We start from the raw sequence: 16,519 nt of genomic DNA on the forward strand, positions 1-16,519 counted from the left end.
AATCCGATTTTCCCTTCCCAGGCGTGGGCCGCTGGTGCCGGATCTCGTCATGATCGATGCCGAGCCCAGTGCCGATGCCGAGGCCCTGGAAAAGCTCGCCCTGTGGTCGCTGCGCCGCTGCTCGCCGATGATTGCACTCGATCCGCCGGATGGGCTGATGCTGGACGTGACCGGAGTCACCCATACTCATGGTGGTGCCGCCGGCCTCCTGAGAGACGTGCTGCGGCGCTCGCCGATGTCGAGACGGCGGGAAGGGCGGTCTGTGCCCCGACTTATGAGGCGGCCCATGCGCTCGCCCGCTTCGCGTTATCGATCCGCTCGAACTGGCAGATGCAATAGCGGACCTGTCGACGGCAGCGCTTCGCCTGGAGCCAGACACGTTTCGCAAGCTTGCGACGCTCGCCCGGCGCTTTTGCCGCGACCCGAGACGATCGAGACGGTGGCGCTTCTGCCCGACCATCCGCCGGTCCATTTTGTGTGGCGTGGTGTCAGGCGGCGCGTGATGCGTGCCGATGGACCCGAGCGCATCTATGGCGAATGGCATTTGAGCGAGGCAGAGTGGCTCAGTGTGCGGGACTATTTCCTGGTCGAGGATGAGACGGGCGCGCGCTACTGGGTGTTCCGGCAGGGTGACGGCATGGATCTGGCAACCGGCGGGCAGGGCTGGTTCCTGCACGGGTTGTTTGGCTGAAGTGCTCAGGCCCTCATCAGCGGAGGGCCAAAAAAAAGCCGACCACATGGGCCGGCTTGGGAAGTTTTTTGGGAGAGGATGCCTGAAAGGCCCCCGGCATATGTGTTCCGAAAGCCGGTCTCGCAAATGCAAGAAATGCACTCGGTGTTGCTTCACATGGTTACATTCCGTGAAATCGCGTCCGCCCAGTTTTTGGGAGCGCTGGTGGGCGGATACGAACGAGCCTGACGGGCTTTCATCAGCTTAAACGCGACCGCACTTGATTATCCAGCGGGGGCGGGCATCGCGACCGCATCCGTCTGCCGGAAGATCGACCAGAGGCCGGTTCCGTTGGGCTGAGCCGAGAAAATATAAGTGCGATCGCGATGCACATGGACCTCGCCGCAACCGAGCCGCTCGATGAGGGGAAGAACAGCGCCGGCGTCCAGAGCGATTATCTCGACTAATTGATAGGACGTGTCTACGGGCACGATGGTGAAGCGATGCATGACTGTGCTCCTCGGTAATGGGCGGGAGCACGCAACGATCGGATGTCTCTCAGGCGCCAGCAGGCCGTTCAGGGCTGACGATGGGGATACAGTACTCCCCTTGGCGTAATGCTCCTACACATTTCGGGCTATGCTTGCCGAACTCGTGTTCATGTCGGAGCCAATTCATACCTCAAATCGCCTCGCGCCAACGCGCCATGGCTGCCTCATAGGCTTTGCAAGCCTGATCGCGGCGGCTGGCGAGTTTGGCGCGGCGACGACCGGCCGCTGCGCGCCGGGCAGAAATCTTTTCCGAAATTCGCGTTTGCTCTGCTTCAAGGGCCGCCATTTCCACTTCAATGTCACGGTCGTGTCGGGCGAGAGCTTCGTCAGCTTCTTCGAGCTTGGTCCTGCTCGGTCGTGGCGGAGGACGTTTTGGCTCTGGCGGTGGAGCAGGTTTTGGGCGCCGTTGTGGGGCCGGCTTATCCCCGGCCGCCGGGGCCGAGTGCCTGGATGACGGTTTGCGAGGGGCATCAGCAAGCGAGGACAAGTGCTCTGCGGTGGTGCCCCGCGGAACTTTGATAACCATGCCGGGACTTTCGAGCGGAGCCTTCGTCAGCGCTGGATCATCGACCCGCTCGGCAAATCCACTGGCGAAAAGATTGCTGTCTGCGCCCCAGGCCGTGAGCGCGGCTTTCTGACTGGGCGCAGCGACATAGGCATCGTGGAAACCGACAGCCGTTCGGAAAACTCTCAGTTTGGCAGCCATCGGCGATCTCCTGATTAAGGAGCGGGTCACGGCGGTAATCGTTCCATACGATGACGATCCGTGAAGGCGAAATCAATTGCAAGGCATCCCTTTTCTCAAATTGTGTTCACTTAATGTTCTTTTTTGACGTAAGGGTCAGCCCATGGCCGATTCCGCGGCAAGGAAGATCATTCACGTCGACATGGACGCGTTCTTCGCGTCGGTCGAACAGCGCGACAATCCCGAGCTTCGCGGTAAGCCTGTAGCGGTCGGATACCCGGCCGCGCGCGGTGTTGTCGCCGCGGCAAGCTACGAAGCGCGCGCCTTTGAGATTCGCTCCGCCTTGCCGTCCGTAACCGCGCTGCGCCGCTGCCCGCACCTGATCTTCGTGCCGCCGCGCTTCGACGTCTACAAGGAGGTATCGCGGCAAATCCATGCGATCTTTGCCGATTATACCGATCTCATCCAGCCGCTCCCGCTCGACGAGGCCTATCTCGACGTCACCGGCAATCGCCGGGGGTTGCGCCGGCACCCGGTTGCATTCCTGCGCGAGGAACTGGCGGCGTGGAAAGTCCTGCCGTGTGCTGCGCTTGAGGCCGCGCGCGACGGCCGATACATTTCTTTGGCGGGCCTTGTGCTTGTTCGTCAGCGACCGGGCTCTGCCAAGGGCGTGCTGTTCATTACCATCGAGGACCAGACCGGCATTGCGAACCTGATCGTCTGGCCGAATGTTCGAGGAGAATCGGCGGATCGTCATGGGTGCTCGCATGCTCGGCATCGAGGGGCAGCTTCAGCGTCGGGAAGGGGCGGAATTTCAAGTGACGGGGGTTGAGGACGAAGCGCTGCCATTCCCGAGCGAGGGTCGGAATGTCCGGCTTCGCCAGGAATGGACGGATAAGGTTTACGGTGTCCGACATCCGTCGCTAGCCCATTTTGACCAGGAAGTGACAGCCAGCTCCCGGCTTAGAAGCCATGGTACTGTCCTTAGGAGAGCGGCCCTTGCGCCGAATCATGTTCGGTTGCGACTTTGAATGCGGGCACGAAATCCTTGGACCGATCTTGCGCAAACGGCGGCGCGCCGTTTGGACCGTCTCGGTGACCCCGAAACGGGTACACCAGTTGATCATTCAGCGGACTGTATCTCGTCGGTATGGACTTCGAACCGCACCAGGTTCGCCTGACCGAATGCCGTCGTCAAAGCGACGTCGGTCGCATCGCGTCCTCGCGCCATTAGGATACGGCCGATCCGCGGTGTGTTGTGGCGAGCGTCGTAAGTATACCAGCTGCCGTCGATATATACGTCGAACCAGGCGCTGAAGTCCATCGGCGCATCGACGGGTGGCACCCCGATGTCACCCAGGTAACCGGTGCAGTAGCGGGCGGGAAGGTTCATGCAGCGACAGAGCGTGATGGCTAGGTGCGCAAAATCGCGGCACACGCCCTGCCGCTCCTGATAACCGTTCCAGGCGGTCTTGTCGGGCCGGGCGTAGTGGTAACCGAACTCGAGATGGCGGTGAACGAATTCGACGATCGCGTCCACGCGGTCGCGAGCATTGGTGTAGTGGCCGAAGTTGCTCCAGGCCACGTCCATGAGGCGGTCGGTTTCGCAATAGCGGCTGCCCAGCAGGAAAGGCATGACGAAATCGGGCAGATCCTCGACGGGCAGCTGCGGGCGATTGGCCGGGCGCATATCCGGCTCGCCGTTGTCCTCAATGACGAAATCACATGACAGGGTCACGCCGCCGGACGGTATGCCGAGGCGCGTAGCGACGTTCCCGAAGCCGTCCTCGAACTGATAGAGCGGGATATCAGGGTAGGCCAAAAGGCGCTGGGCCGTGCGCAGGTCCTGGTGGCGTGATGGATGAAGGCTAAGCATCGCCATCATCGCGGTCTTCGTTTCAGTTTCAAATCGGATATCATAGCCACAGCGGATCAGCATGGGTGTCATTTTCCTGTAGCGCCGGTGCGGCGGCTGTTTACGGCACCATGGCCGGTTGAAGGGAACTGGTCGGGATCGGCCCGGTGAACGTCGACCGTTACATCCATGCCGAGGAAGCTGGCCGGCAGGCCGAACCACGTACCCGACAGCGGCAGCGCCTGGTAAGGATCGCGCGCCACGGCGACGCGGATGAGGCCGCGATTGCCGACGATGCCGTTGGTGGGGTCGAACTCGACCCAACCGGAACCGGGTAGGAAGATGCGGACCCAGGCATGGGTGTTGCCGCCGCCGACCACGCCCTCGGACCGCGATGGATTGTAGACGTAGCCGGAGACGAACCGTGCCGCGAAGCCGAGCGCGCGGACCGCCTCGATCATCAGCACCGCGAAATCGCGGCAGGTCCCCTGACGCTGCTTCAACGTCTCGATCGGGGACTGGGTCCCCTTTTCGTGACGCGGGACATAGGTGAAGTCTCGCTTGATGCTGGTCGCGATCTTAGTCAGCAGGGGAATAGTCCCGGTGCTTGCGTCGTTATTGAGGAATGCGCGGGCCCAATTGTCGACGATGCGCTCGGGGTCGAGGTGCTGCCGCTCAATCGATCGCAGAAGGTCGGGCATGTCCTCCGCTGAATAGGTAAATGGAAACAGACGCGCATAGTTCTCGACGTCCACCTGCGTCTGGGAGAGCGGTGCATGCTCCAGCGTTGTCTCGCTGGTGATCGTAAGTCGCGCGGTGCGGCGCTCGAACGAGGCGACTGCGACCGAATTGCCGAAGACGTCATGCAGCCATCGCAGTTCACTGGGCTCAGGGTCGATGATCAGGCGCGCGAACAGCAATCGCTGGTCAAATCCTTCCCGTGGCCGCATCATGATGCGATGTTCACCAAGCGAAACGGGTTGTTGGTAGCGATACAGCGTTGTGTGATGGATTGTCAGCAACGGCATGAACGGACTTCCTGTTGACCGGGCTCATTTCTGAGAGCGTGCTGGGTCCGGAAGATCCCGCGCCATTTGGTGTTTTCAACGCACACGGAGCCTCACCGTTCCTGTTGATCGGCGACCACGCGGGATCAGCCGTTCCCCGCGCCCTGGCATCACTCGGCATGCACGCCGATGACCTGCAACGCCACATAGCGATCGACATCGGCGTGTTCGGCCTTGGCCAGGCTATGGCTCTCCTGCTGGACGCGCCATTCCTGTATCAGGTCTATTCGCGCCTCGTCATCGACTGCAATCGTCTGCCTGCTCGGCCCGACGCTATCCCTGAGGTTTCGGATGGAACCCCCATTCCCGGCAACCGGCATCTTGCAGATCGGGAGCGCGATGCCCGGACCGCCGCGATTCATGGGCCCTATCATGCCGCGATCGCGTCACTCCTCGATGCCCGGCGCACTGCCGGCGAACAGACGATTCTACTGTCGCTGCATAGCTTCACGCCCGAAATGGACGGGCTAACTCGGCCTTGGGAGGTGGGGATATTGCATGGTTCGGGTCGCACGCAATTTGCCCATGGTCTGCGCAATGCACTCGCCGAGCAGGCAGACCTGGTCGTTGGTGACAATGTTCCCTATCGCATGGATGAGACCGACTACACCGTCCCGTTCCATGCGTTCCCGCGAAATCTCAACTATGCCGAGATCGAGGTGCGACAGGATCTTATCGACAGCCAGCCCACACAAGAAGCCTGGGCATCACTTCTGGCCAAAGCGGCGCGACGGGCCGCGGGAATTTCGCCGATGCGTCACAGGTCAGCGCAAGAATTTCCTGCTCTTGGAGATGAAAGCATTCGAGGGGACGACGGGCGGACTGGCAAATCCTGACGCGGGGGTGACCGTCATCGCATCAATCCTACGTTCCGTAGCGCGTCCTCGATGATTTGCACGCCGCCGCCCCGATCGCATCCTGGGGGCGGCGAAGCGGCGTGGGCGTGGCCACGGCCGCTCGGATTAGCCCGTAAGCGGCTAGGACACGGACACGCTCGCCGACGATCTGGCCGCTGTGATCGATGCTCTCGAACTCGAAGACGCCATTCTCGTTGGCCATTCGGGGCCGATATAGTCGGGCAAGTTCACATGATAGCCAATGAGGGAGAAGGCACCGGCTGCGGCAAACGCTAGCCCAAAAGCCAACGTCGCACTTCTTCAGCCACAATATCCACCTTTCCTACAAGGCTTTCGACCTCGATGGATACCAGCGACCTTCCAAACATTCCCTTTTCCGAAACACTCACTATCAGCGCATTCTCTCCAAGCGATCTTTCGGTCAGCATCACATCGAGTTCGACCCGAGGGGATACGACGTGCAGAACAACTTCACGCACGCGCCATGCATTATAAGCACTACGGATAAACGCTTTTGATCCCAAGGCTTGCACGGCCTGAAAGAGTTCAACCTGGGCCTGCCGTTCAGGATCTAAGCCGTATGCCATAAGCGCAACTCGCCATTTGATACGATCCGAACGGCAAGAATGTCATCCGGTTACGCATAAAGCCATATTTGAAAGAGAAGGAAGGGGCGGCCAGTTCCTGCCAGAGACCTACCTTCAACTCCCAAAGCGTTAGCATCGGATGCTGGAAAGGCTTCCCGTTTCGCATTGCCCATGCCCTGGCGAACCGGGGATTCTTCTTCGCAATTGATGATTTTGAACGTGGCTGTGCGCAGTTCTGGGCAAGAAGGAGAACCGTGCGGCCTCCCACAAAGGCGGCCGCATCGGCGCATCGTCACGAAAGCTTCCGCAGCGGTGAACTAGGGCTAGGAAGCCCGCGAGGATGCGAAAAGGAGGAACCGATCATAGCACTCCGTTCGCCGAAATCTGCCGCAAAGGCGCAGGCAATTGCCAAGCGCGACTTTTGAAATGCAATCAACCGCAAACGCTGTCGCCCGTTCAGGATGCGCGCCGGATCTCGCGGACCATTTCCTCGATCCAGTTGATCAGCAGCGTATTGTACTTCCTGCGGTGGGTTTCGTCGCGCAGGGCATGGTCGGCGCCCTTCAACACGCGATAGTTGAGCGATCGGGTGCAGCGGAAGGCCGCCATGAACGAGCTGATGGTGGCATGCGGAACATAATCGTCCCGTTCGGACTCGACGATCAGGACATCCCCTGTGAACCGCTCGCAAGCTGCCAGGGCGCGATCCTGGTGGCCGCTGCGGAAATGATTGCGGTAGCGGTTGATCGTGCCGCGATCGAGCAGAGCTTTGGGTACGTCCCAGTCCGCATCCGGGTAGAGGGCAGGCACCCGCAACGCCAGCCACGCCACCGGGCGCTCGGCGGTCAGCAGAGTTGCCAAATAGCCGCCGTAGCTGGTGCCGACGACGGCAATGGCGGACGCATCCACCCCCGGCTGCGCGACGAGAAAATCGTAGGCGGCGATCACGTCCGCAAGACCATCAGACCGGGTAACCCGGTTCCGGTCCTCGTCGTGGCGGGCATGGCCCCGCAGGTCGAACGTGAAGCAGACGCACCCCAATTGGGCGATCTCCTCCGCGCGAAGCAGATCCTGATCCTGACACCCACCCCAGCCATGGATGAAAAGCACGCCGGGTGTGAGCTTTGCGGGGGTCAGGACTGTTCCGTCCAGTGTCTGCCCCCCGATGTCGAGCATAACCTGATGCGTCGTCTTCATTCCATCACCATTGCATACTTCGTCATCGGCCCGGCCACCGGATCGACGCCTGCATAGTAAACCATCGCGCCGATCGGCGCGGCGTTGTGATCGCCATGGACCTCCACGGTTGCGCAGACCGTTGCATTGCATGCTGGATCTACCTCGAACCGTTCGAAGGCCGCGATTTCGGCTGGTGTCGCGCCGCCGACACGCCAGCTCTGTTCCAGTACCCCGATCCGCCGCTGGCCCCGATGATCGGTGCCGACGGCCACGTCATAGTTGCGCCGCGAGGCAAACATTTCCGGAAACCGTTCAAAGATCTTGCGATCGTAATCGCGAGCCTTCTCGATCGCTTCAGCGAGTTCAATGGGAAATTCGCATGCGGCAAGATCGGCAAGGCCACCGCGAACCGCGTGAAGGCATGTACCGCCATAGACGGTCTCGCCCTCCCGATTGGCGGTAATGGCCTGTGTTCCCCAATAGGCGATGGATCTGTCGAATATCGTGGCGGAACCGATGCTGTAGGTTTTTACGTCCAGCAGGTTCTCCTCCAGCACCAGCCCCTCTCGACGCACGGTTTCAGGGTGTAGCTGGCGGAGCGAGGCCTCAAGTTCGTCCGGTGTTCGCACCACGGTCTGACCGCGACCCGCAGTCGCCTCAACCTGTTTGATGCGGGTCGGGCCGACGGCAAGGAGGCTGAGCCCTGCGCGGCGCGCATCGTCCAAGTCAAACGCGGAAAATCCCGAGAGTACGGTCCCCTCCAGCGAAGGACCAAGGTCCGGATCCCAACCATCCGGGATCACGGCAGCGTCGTGCACCAGCGGATGGCCGACAGCTTTGGTGGCAACAAAGCGGAAAGGGACGACGCCGCCCAAAAGATCGCTCTCGCCAAGGATGCTGATTGCACTTGCCTCGTCTATTGTGAGCGTATCGCGCGGAATGTAGAACGGCCTGGGATGGCCGTCCGCATCGAAGCAGGTAATTCGGTCCTGTTCATGAGATGCAATGCCGCGGCAGAGAGCCGCTAGTCTCCGAGCCATTTCCTGACGGGAAGACCTGTCATGTTCGTTGTCGAACTGGCCTCGTGCCGGCTCGGAACGGGTGTAATCGGCCCTCATGTGTAACCGCCAGGTGCTTTCGTCCACTGGCTTGGATAACGCACAAGTCGGATAGGGGATGCATGGGAATGGCGCGTTCTGGCCCCGTTTGCGGAACGTTCAACATGGGAGATGAAAGCTGAAATGGTCGCGTTACCGGGGGTTACGGCTTCATCGCGCGCTATGACAACGGCAACGATTGCTTCGTTCACCATAGGGAGATCAGCGAATTGGATTTTTCCCGGCTCGCGAAGGGACCGCCCGTCGATTTTCGAGAGCGGGTCACCAGAAATGGTAGGCAATTGGCCTGGGAACGCACACTTGAGCCCGCCCGGCGAGTGATTGGAAGATTGCGCGATAATTCTCTTACCTCGTGGTTTTGAAAGCAGATTTTTCAGGGACTAACTGGCTCGCTTCGTATCGAGGATACCGGCGATCGATAGTGTCCGGAAGCACGGGTCATTGTCCCCGACACCGGCCAACGGAACACTTGCGATGCCGCGAGGTTTGCTTGGGCGGGCTGCATCACAACGGGCTGAGGAACCTTTGCGACATGACTGACCTGTCCGACGCACACACCGCCGTCACTTCCCTTCGCGGCCGCAAAGCCGTCATAACAGGCGGGACTACAGGCATCGGTCGCGCCATCGCCGTGCTGCTGGCGAGCGAGGGAGTAGAGGTGTTTATTTGCGGCCGCTCTCCCGATCATCTGGCCGATGCGTTGCAGCGCATACGTGAGGTCGGGAAGGGCGATGGAATTACCCTCGATCTTGCAGATCCCGATCAACTCGAAAGCTTTTTCGCGCAGGCGCAGGCTTCCCTTCGCACTCCGGACATCGTCATCATCAATGCGGCTATCCCTGCAGGTGCGCTCTCCAGCATGACGGCCGAAGAGATCCGCTATGCGGTCGCGGTCGATTTTACCGCCTACATTCTCAGCGCCAGTGCTGCTCAGCGCATGCTTGCCGACAAAGGAGACATTGTCCTGATCGGCTCGATGTCCGCTCACGTGCTCGGTCCCGGCTCCACCGTCTATGCGGGGATGAAGGCAGGAATTGCCGGCTTTGCCGAGGCACTTCGCCGCGAATTGGGACCTCAGGGCATCAAGGTGGGTCTGATAGAGCCCGGGAAGACCGGTGCGGACTTTCAGTATCCTGACATTTCCGCCGAAAAGCAACGCGACATGATCGGTAAGGAAACCATGTTGCGTGCCGAAGATATCGCCGTCGCCGTACACTATTTGCTCACCCAGCCGAGACGCGCCGTGATCCAGCAGATCACGATTGCCCCGCGCAAACAGGAAGGCGAGTGATGTCCAGTTTCCAATGCTCCGGACGCGACGACGCGATGACAATGCGAGGGCGAGGAGCGGAGTACTTGGCGGCCGAACATATCGGCGCTGCGCTTGGCGGGCGCCGGATGACGATGCGCAGTGCTTCGAACCCTAGGCGTGCGAGCGCTTGATCCGCGCATCAGCGGGTGGATGGATGCCGTCCGCCCCGCCGGTTGAACAAGGCGCATGCCGAACGGTTCATGCGCAGGGTGGGGCGAACCGGCACCATCACGGGGCGTTAATGGTTCGGTCAGTGATACCGCGCGCGATTCCCGTCGGAGGGAGGGCACCGTTCGGGGTCTGGCGCAGGCGAGGTCGATGGAATGGCCTGAAAAATAATAGCCGGACCGACTTGGCATTTTGACCAACACGCAGTTCTGCGGGCACACCGGCTTGCCGGTCATCAACGCGATCGGCGCCTGGCGCTATCTTGTCGCATCGCCGCGCCAGGACGCGTGTGCATTTGTGCGCGCGGGGAACGCCTCGGACATTCCGCGGGTTAGCCTCGGGTAAGGCAGCATGTCGATCCAAGGGGAACTCCCATGACCGCGACGCGAGGACGAGCGATCACGATCGGTTTGTGAAGGACGTGCACGTTGCGGCTTCAAGTGGATTTATCCAGGTAAGCTTGGGAAATATTTTGTGCATCTTGCAACGGTACGGCTGGCAATCTTGGTAGCGCAACTCGTAAGGATGGAGCGATTGTCCTCCGACGGCGTTGCTGGACATTGGAAGGCAAGCGAGGACTTTGTGTATGGGCGATAGGTCGGCGATGCCGTCGCACAAGGACAGTGGCGGATCGCCCGAGGCAGCGCTGAGGGAAAGCGAAGCGCGATTTCGCGCTTTCGTGAATGCTAGCACCGATATGGTCTACCGCATGAGTCCGGATTGGTCCGAGATACGAGAGCTCGACGGGCGCGGCTTTGTAGAGAACGTTGATGCGAGCCGACGGTCCTGGATCGCGGACTACATTTTTCCCGACGATCAGCCGCACGTGCGCGCCGCGATCGATGCTGCCATTCGTAACAAGCGAAAGTTCGAGGTCGAGCATCGCGTCTGGCGAGTGGACGGGTCTGTCGGATGGACACTTTCCCGAGCGGTGCCGCTGTTTGACGAGCGTGGGGAGATAGCGGAATGGTTCGGGGCTGCCAGCGATGTGACCGAGCGCCGCGAGATGCAGGATGCCCTTGCCCGCATGACCAGCGAGCTCGATCGGCAGAAGCGCTCTTACGAGGGGCTGATATCGGCGACACCGGACCTCATCTACGCATTCGACAAGGACTATCATTTCACCTTCGCCAATCGCGCGCTCCTGACAATGTGGGGAAGGACGCTTGAGGAATCGATCGGAAAGCGCTTGATTGAGGTCGGGTACGAGCCGTGGCATGCCGAAATGCATGAACGAGAGATCGATCAGGTCATTGCCACCAAGAAGGGGATCCGCGGCGAAGTCGGCTTTCCCCACGCAACGCTGGGCTGGCGAACCTATGACTACATTTTCATGCCGATGTTGAACGACGCTGGCGAAGTGGAATCGATTGCCGGCACGACCCGAGACATAACCGACATCAAGCGGGCGGAAGAACACCTAAGGCTACTGGTCAACGAGCTCAACCATCGCGTCAAGAACACGCTTGCGACGATCCATTCGATCGCCAGCCAGACCTTCCGCGGCGACGCCGCCAGCCCGCAAGCCCGCGTCGCGTTTGAAGGGCGATTGATCGCCCTGTCGGACGTTCACACCGTCCTCACCCGTACGAACTGGGAGGGTGCCAATCTGCGCGAAATCGTCGCGCAGGCATTGTCGCCATTCGATGACGGGACCACGGATAACAGGCTTACGATCGCAGGGCCCGACAAGAGCCTCCGGCCGCAGGTTTCGCTGGCGATAGCGATGGCGTTGCACGAGTTGGCGTCGAATGCCGTCAAGTATGGTGCATGGTCGAATGCGACTGGCAGGGTGGAGGTGAGGTGGACGATCGATGCCGGACAGTTGCATCTGGAATGGGCGGAAAAAGACGGACCATCCGTAGCGGCACCGCTTCACCGGGGCTTCGGTACGAGGTTGTTGCAGCGCGGCCTTGCCCGCGAACTCGATGGAGAGGTGAACCTGGATTATCGAGAAACCGGGCTGGTTTGCACGATCGACATGATGGTTGAGGAACCGGCCTGATGGCTTCACTTCTTGCAGGTCGACGTGTCCTGATCGTCGAGGACGAGGCGATCGTCGCAATTCTTCTTGAGGACATTGTCGAGGAAATCGGCTGTACGATTGTCGGGCCTGTTTCGAAAGTGGTCCATGCCGTTGCTGCGCTGGAGAACGAGCGGGTGGATGCGGCCATACTTGACGTCAATCTGGCCGGCGAATGGAGCTATCCGATTGCGGATGCGCTTGCGGCTCGTGGCATACCCTATGTCTTCGTCACGGGTTATGGCGAAGCCGGTATCGATGCGGCGTACCGCAGCCAGCTGGTAGTACAGAAACCGTTCACCCGCCTATCGCTCGAGAGCGCGTTAGAAAGGCTCATAGCACCTCCGGCCTAGCTTGCGGGGCAGGAGTGCAAAATGGGAAGCCGACGGTGTCATGAAAGAGCAGGTCAAAGGCCCCGGCGGAGCGAAGCCGGTTTGTGGGCGGATTGCTTGCCTTCATCTGTCTCGACAAGATATTCCACATTCTCTTTCGATGCGGCGACCTTATGGCCCTTGATCCGCAACGGTTCGGTGAGCTTTCCGACAACCTTGCCATGGGCTTTGCCGCCATGGCTGTTCCAGTCCACCGGGTCGCCCTTTTTGAATGACTTTGCCATCACGTCCTCATCGCAAATGCCTGTGTTATGTTGAGGTCAACTGACGGGCGGATGTATGGTTCTGCGTGAAGCACTGGGTAGCCGCGAAGGCGCGCCACTTTGCGACGAACTGGGTGTCTGCCATACGTGGACGATCAAGGTTGACCGCTCGGCGAGGGGTGAGCGAAAATCGCCGGGCGGGGTTTTCTTCAGAACAACGCCATGACCATGACGATCGGGCAGAGTTCGGAAAAGATGAAGGACATCGACTTCGCGGTACGCGCAAGCCAACCAGCCCGAGGCACCATCTCGCTTCCCGCCGACGGCCGATCGACCGCATGATCGCAGGGTAGTCGAAGATAGCCCGATCATTCCGGTTTGGTAGGCATCGTCCAGCCTATCGGTTCCACCGCGCGGGATAGACGTCGATCGCGATGGGCGGATGCATTTCCAGCCATCCGGCCTTCAGCAACTCGTTGCTCTCCCGCGCCACGCGTCCCTGCGCCAGTGTCCAGGTGATGTGGAAATGGCTGCCATCGCCGCGATGAGTGGTACCCGCGATCTCTACCACCAGCGCCTGGACGCCCCTGCCGTCGTCAGCCTCGCCGACCACAAGGGCCGTCCGCTGGGTAGGAAGAGGAGTTTCATCGTCGGTGCCGAAGCGCAACGTCACATGGTCGGCAACAAGGCAGATGTAGCGGGGCGGGAAGCGGGCGAGCAGCCGGTCCCGTTCCTCCGCCGGCAGTTTCCATCCCGTTATCAACTCAGGCATTCCAGAACCCCTTGCGACCCAGCCCGCCATGCCTAACCGGACAAACTAGGAGGCTCTATCATCCCGCTGGAATTTCCGAAGGAATTCCGCGTGATCACATATTCCTCCTTCACCTTGTCTCTGTGCGGCCAAAGGAAGTCCGCGGCAGGTACCAAGACGCGTGGTGGTCGTCGAACACCTCCAGCGCACTGTCGATGTTCACGCCATGCTTCGGGCCGACCATATCTTCGAGCGCCTCGTCCGTGACATAGAATCTATACTGCGTGGCTTCCCACTGGCGGGAGAACTCGACCGCGCGACGATCGAGCAACCATGCCCGGGCAGCCGTCGTCAATGTCAGATTGGGCATGGCAGGCTCCCTTCAATGCGGCGATCGCAAATGGAGGATGTGGCGGCGGGTTGATCAGCGGACTTCCCTGACGGACTTTCGCTCTTCGTGGTGGTTGGCATTCGCCTGCGGGGCGGCCGCTTCTGGCGCGCCTTTCTCCGTGACGAGGTTGATCTGCGTGGGATAGGCGAAGCCGATGTCATGCCCGCGAAAGCGCAACAGGATTGCGGCAGCCACCTTGTCGCGCGCGTCGGATGGGAAATCGGTTTCGGCGGACTCGAATTCCACGTCATACTTGAGGCCGCTGTCGCCGAACCCTTTCAATCCACCATGGACGAGGGTAAATCCCTCGCTCTCAACGGCTTCGCGGAGCATCGCGGGCACCAGCAGGACGACGTCCGCCGGTGTGGCGTAACCCAGATGGAAGTCGAACTTGAAACGATTGTGCAGCCGGCGTGAGGTATTGAGTATCTCGAAATCCAGCAGGTTCTTGTTTGCAACGATCCGCTCCTCACCCGCCGCGCCGCGAATTCTGGTGGATTTCAGCCCGATCTTCTCCACCGTGCCCGACCCCGCCCCATTGTTGTAGGAAATCGCATCCCCCACCCGGAATGGCCCGTCGAACAGGATCGCAAGCGCCGCGAAGAGATCGGCGAAGATGCCTTGGGCGGCCAGGCCAATGGCGATGCCGCCGACGCCAAGACCGGCGATCAACCCGGTGACGTTTACCCCCAGGTTGCTGAGGATCAGAACCAGCGCCACGGCCGCCAGCGCGAGCGTGACGAGCAGGCGGATGATGCCGAACGCGCTGGCAAGCGCCTGCCGGTGCTCCGAGTGCTCGACCGTTCGCTGTTCGATCGCGCCAAAGACGACTTCTCTCGCCCAGAACGCCGCCTGGATTACGGTTCCCACGGTGAACAGGGAGACAATGGTGGTCAGAACAAGCGGAGGCGGCTTGGTGTAGCCCGCCACGAGACGGATGGCGACCAGCAGCAGAAAGACCCGGCTAGTTCTCGCAATCGCGCGTCCGATGATGTTGTCCCAATCCGTCCTCGTGCCTCGGCGACAAAGGCGGATACCCGTCGCCCGGATCAGATTGAGGAGAAGATAGATTGTTGCGGTGGCGGCGCATGCCAGCAGGACGTCCAGCCAGCGGGCGCTAATCCACTCCGAGGTCTGTTGGTAGAGGGGGCCCAGCTTGGTGTTGGGACCTGCCACGGCTACCGTTGCGGCAGATAGCGCGGAATAGGGTTGGGCCATCGTGTTCAGACCTGCGAATGGAGGAAGAGTGGCGGGAAGGCTTGCAGGGCACCGGCATGCTTGCCGCGTGATCAGCGCTCGCCGACCGTCAGCCGATCGTCGTAATCGACTTTGCCGGCGAGGCCGGGCACTTCCTCAAGCTGCCGCAGTTCGGTGAAGCGCCCCCGTTCGTCACGATAGCGCACGATTTCGAAGCCGTGGCCCTTGAGGCAGGCGACTGTGTCCAGTTCCTCGGCAGACGCGAGGTTCACGTCGATCAAACCGTTTCTTTCCATGGCGGGGCGAACCTTTCATCTGTTCTCAAACGACAAACGTTCCCCCCGTTGGCAGGTTGCCTCAAGGCCGGGTTTCGGCCGAATCAGCCGACGACCACTGGTCGACTCTGTGTTCTGACCGGGATTGAGGTGCCCGTCCTTGTCCGGGTGATTTCACTCGTTTGGGAAATCGTTGTTCGATCCTGAAACCGGTCATGTCCCACTAGCTGCCCACGAGATTGGGATGGGAGTCTTGACCAAGGTTTGCCTTACATCATTTTTCCGCCGTATCGTGAAATTTGCGCTTGATCTCTTGGATGTCCGCCTGGACCGGGGGAGTGCGAAGCTGCATCCGCCGCAATGATCGAAGTATGATCCGTGAGACAGCGTAATTACGGAACCATTTGTGATCCGAAGGAATGACGTACCAGGGCGCGATCTTCGTACTTGTTCGTCCAAGCATCTCTTCGGCCGCCGTCTGGTATTCCCGCCAGAGCTTTCGGTCGTCGTAATCAGCCTCGTCGATCTTCCAGTGACGTGACTTGTCCTCCAACCGGCGGCGGAAACGATTGAGCTGTTCCTCGGGCGAGATGTGCAAATAGAACTTGAGGATTTCAGTGCCATTTTCGGCGAGCAGAGATTCAAACGAGTTGATCATCGCATAGCGTTCGGCCCAGATTTCCCGTGACACCAACTTGCGCACCCGCTCGGCGAGTACGCCCTCATAGTGCGAGCGATTGAATATCGCGATCTCGCCTTTCGCAGGTGTCCGCAAATGCACGCGCCACAGGAAATCGTGACTTGCCTCAGCCTTGCTTGGTTCACCGAAAGGGGTGACTTTGACACCTTGCGGGTTCACGCCGGAAAAGACATGGCGGATCAGACCGTCCTTTCCCGAGGCGTCGGGACCCTGCAACACGACCAGTAGCGACCGATCGGCTCCCGCATAGAGCAGATACTGGAATTGGCCGATAGTCTCGACCAATTTGCGCGTCTTCGATTTCGCAGGATTTCGTTCGATGCCATCGGCCGTTCGGGTCTTGAGCGCGCCAAGGCGAACTTTGTCGTGAGTATCGACGCGATATTTTCCAGCGAAACCCATATGCGGAACCTAACACGCAATCAGATGAGACGATAAACGATCGAATTTTCCTGCGAGGCCGAGGTCTTCGCCGAGCCGACGCAATTTGTCGCAAGTCCACCTTTCCTTCCCGCAGCGCATTATCTTGGGCAGTGGG

18 protein-coding genes and 2 pseudogenes are annotated in these 16,519 nt (G+C 60.3%); 7 read left to right on the forward strand and 13 right to left on the reverse strand.

From position 1 onward, the window contains the following. The first annotated feature begins 49 nt into the window (after positions 1-49). Positions 50-691: a hypothetical protein gene (locus WBP06_RS03120; RefSeq protein WP_395331761.1), complete on the forward strand. Its 642-nt coding sequence runs from the start codon at positions 50-52 to the stop codon at positions 689-691. 263 nt (positions 692-954) lie between these two features. Here WBP06_RS03120 and WBP06_RS03125 read toward each other — a convergent pair whose 3' ends face one another. Next, positions 955-1,179 (reverse strand): hypothetical protein, encoded by a 225-nt coding sequence (locus tag WBP06_RS03125; RefSeq protein ID WP_395331763.1) that lies wholly within the window; start codon positions 1,177-1,179, stop codon positions 955-957. A 172-nt stretch (positions 1,180-1,351) separates the two neighbouring features. Then, positions 1,352-1,927: a hypothetical protein gene (locus tag WBP06_RS03130; protein ID WP_395331765.1), complete on the reverse strand. Its 576-nt coding sequence runs from the start codon at positions 1,925-1,927 to the stop codon at positions 1,352-1,354. 142 nt (positions 1,928-2,069) lie between these two features. Here WBP06_RS03130 and WBP06_RS03135 point away from each other — a divergent pair. After that, a pseudogene (locus WBP06_RS03135) lies at positions 2,070-2,429 on the forward strand (DNA polymerase IV); the annotation flags it as partial. 600 nt (positions 2,430-3,029) lie between these two features. Here WBP06_RS03135 and WBP06_RS03140 read toward each other — a convergent pair. Both WBP06_RS03140 and WBP06_RS03145 read right to left on the reverse strand, forming a co-directional pair. Further along, complete coding sequence (locus WBP06_RS03140; RefSeq protein WP_395331767.1) at positions 3,030-3,845, reverse strand: transglutaminase family protein; 816 nt, start codon at positions 3,843-3,845, stop codon at positions 3,030-3,032. Positions 3,846-3,850: 5 nt separating this feature from the next. Next, positions 3,851-4,789: a transglutaminase N-terminal domain-containing protein gene (locus tag WBP06_RS03145; RefSeq protein WP_395331769.1), complete on the reverse strand. Its 939-nt coding sequence runs from the start codon at positions 4,787-4,789 to the stop codon at positions 3,851-3,853. A 14-nt stretch (positions 4,790-4,803) separates the two neighbouring features. On the opposite strand from WBP06_RS03145, the gene WBP06_RS03150 reads away from it, so the two are divergent. Next, positions 4,804-5,664 (forward strand): N-formylglutamate amidohydrolase, encoded by an 861-nt coding sequence (locus WBP06_RS03150; RefSeq protein WP_395331771.1) that lies wholly within the window; start codon positions 4,804-4,806, stop codon positions 5,662-5,664. Positions 5,665-5,957: 293 nt separating this feature from the next. Here the strand turns inward: WBP06_RS03150 and WBP06_RS03155 are convergent, their stop codons facing one another. From WBP06_RS03155 to WBP06_RS03165, 3 genes are all read right to left on the reverse strand, one after another. Next, positions 5,958-6,272 (reverse strand): hypothetical protein, encoded by a 315-nt coding sequence (locus WBP06_RS03155; protein ID WP_395331773.1) that lies wholly within the window; start codon positions 6,270-6,272, stop codon positions 5,958-5,960. A gap of 456 nt (positions 6,273-6,728) precedes the next feature. After that, the gene (locus WBP06_RS03160) at positions 6,729-7,469 is read right to left on the reverse strand and encodes an alpha/beta hydrolase family protein (RefSeq protein WP_395331775.1); all 741 of its coding nucleotides are present in this window, start codon (positions 7,467-7,469) and stop codon (positions 6,729-6,731) included. Then, the gene (locus WBP06_RS03165; protein WP_395331777.1) at positions 7,466-8,569 is read right to left on the reverse strand and encodes a DUF3182 family protein; all 1,104 of its coding nucleotides are present in this window, start codon (positions 8,567-8,569) and stop codon (positions 7,466-7,468) included. The genes WBP06_RS03160 and WBP06_RS03165 overlap by 4 nt, the downstream gene beginning before the upstream one ends. A 149-nt stretch (positions 8,570-8,718) precedes the next feature. Between WBP06_RS03165 and WBP06_RS03170 the strand changes: the two are divergent. From WBP06_RS03170 to WBP06_RS03185, 4 genes and pseudogenes are all read left to right on the forward strand, one after another. Further along, positions 8,719-8,931 (forward strand): annotated as a pseudogene (locus WBP06_RS03170) (cold-shock protein); the annotation flags it as partial. Between the two features lie 170 nt (positions 8,932-9,101). After that, on the forward strand, positions 9,102-9,860 hold the full coding sequence (locus WBP06_RS03175; protein ID WP_395331779.1) for an SDR family oxidoreductase: 759 nt from the start codon (positions 9,102-9,104) through the stop codon (positions 9,858-9,860). A gap of 793 nt (positions 9,861-10,653) precedes the next feature. Next, positions 10,654-12,054, forward strand: coding sequence for a sensor histidine kinase (locus tag WBP06_RS03180; RefSeq protein WP_395331781.1), 1,401 nt, complete (start codon positions 10,654-10,656; stop codon positions 12,052-12,054). Further along, positions 12,054-12,425 carry a response regulator gene (locus WBP06_RS03185; protein ID WP_395331783.1) on the forward strand — a complete coding sequence of 124 codons (372 nt, stop codon included), beginning with the start codon at positions 12,054-12,056 and terminating at the stop codon, positions 12,423-12,425. Before WBP06_RS03180 ends, WBP06_RS03185 begins: the two co-directional genes overlap by 1 nt. 53 nt (positions 12,426-12,478) lie before the next feature. Here WBP06_RS03185 and WBP06_RS03190 read toward each other — a convergent pair whose 3' ends face one another. The 6 genes from WBP06_RS03190 to WBP06_RS03215 all read right to left on the reverse strand — a co-directional run bounded on the left by WBP06_RS03190 (position 12,479) and on the right by WBP06_RS03215 (position 16,383). After that, the gene (locus WBP06_RS03190; RefSeq protein WP_395331785.1) at positions 12,479-12,688 is read right to left on the reverse strand and encodes a DUF2945 domain-containing protein; all 210 of its coding nucleotides are present in this window, start codon (positions 12,686-12,688) and stop codon (positions 12,479-12,481) included. A 376-nt stretch (positions 12,689-13,064) separates the two neighbouring features. Next, positions 13,065-13,439, reverse strand: coding sequence for a hypothetical protein (locus tag WBP06_RS03195; protein WP_395331787.1), 375 nt, complete (start codon positions 13,437-13,439; stop codon positions 13,065-13,067). Positions 13,440-13,548: 109 nt separating this feature from the next. Then, positions 13,549-13,788, reverse strand: coding sequence for a DUF1488 family protein (locus WBP06_RS03200; protein ID WP_395331789.1), 240 nt, complete (start codon positions 13,786-13,788; stop codon positions 13,549-13,551). Positions 13,789-13,842: 54 nt separating this feature from the next. Next, complete coding sequence (locus WBP06_RS03205; RefSeq protein ID WP_395331791.1) at positions 13,843-15,027, reverse strand: mechanosensitive ion channel family protein; 1,185 nt, start codon at positions 15,025-15,027, stop codon at positions 13,843-13,845. 71 nt (positions 15,028-15,098) lie between these two features. Beyond that, positions 15,099-15,302 carry a ComEA family DNA-binding protein gene (locus WBP06_RS03210; protein ID WP_395331793.1) on the reverse strand — a complete coding sequence of 68 codons (204 nt, stop codon included), beginning with the start codon at positions 15,300-15,302 and terminating at the stop codon, positions 15,099-15,101. 253 nt (positions 15,303-15,555) lie between these two features. Beyond that, positions 15,556-16,383 carry a PPK2 family polyphosphate kinase gene (locus WBP06_RS03215; RefSeq protein WP_395331795.1) on the reverse strand — a complete coding sequence of 276 codons (828 nt, stop codon included), beginning with the start codon at positions 16,381-16,383 and terminating at the stop codon, positions 15,556-15,558. Positions 16,384-16,519: the final 136 nt, after the last annotated feature.

This window comes from Novosphingobium mississippiense (genome assembly GCF_044029535.1).
In the GTDB taxonomy this organism is placed as follows: domain Bacteria; phylum Pseudomonadota; class Alphaproteobacteria; order Sphingomonadales; family Sphingomonadaceae; genus Novosphingobium.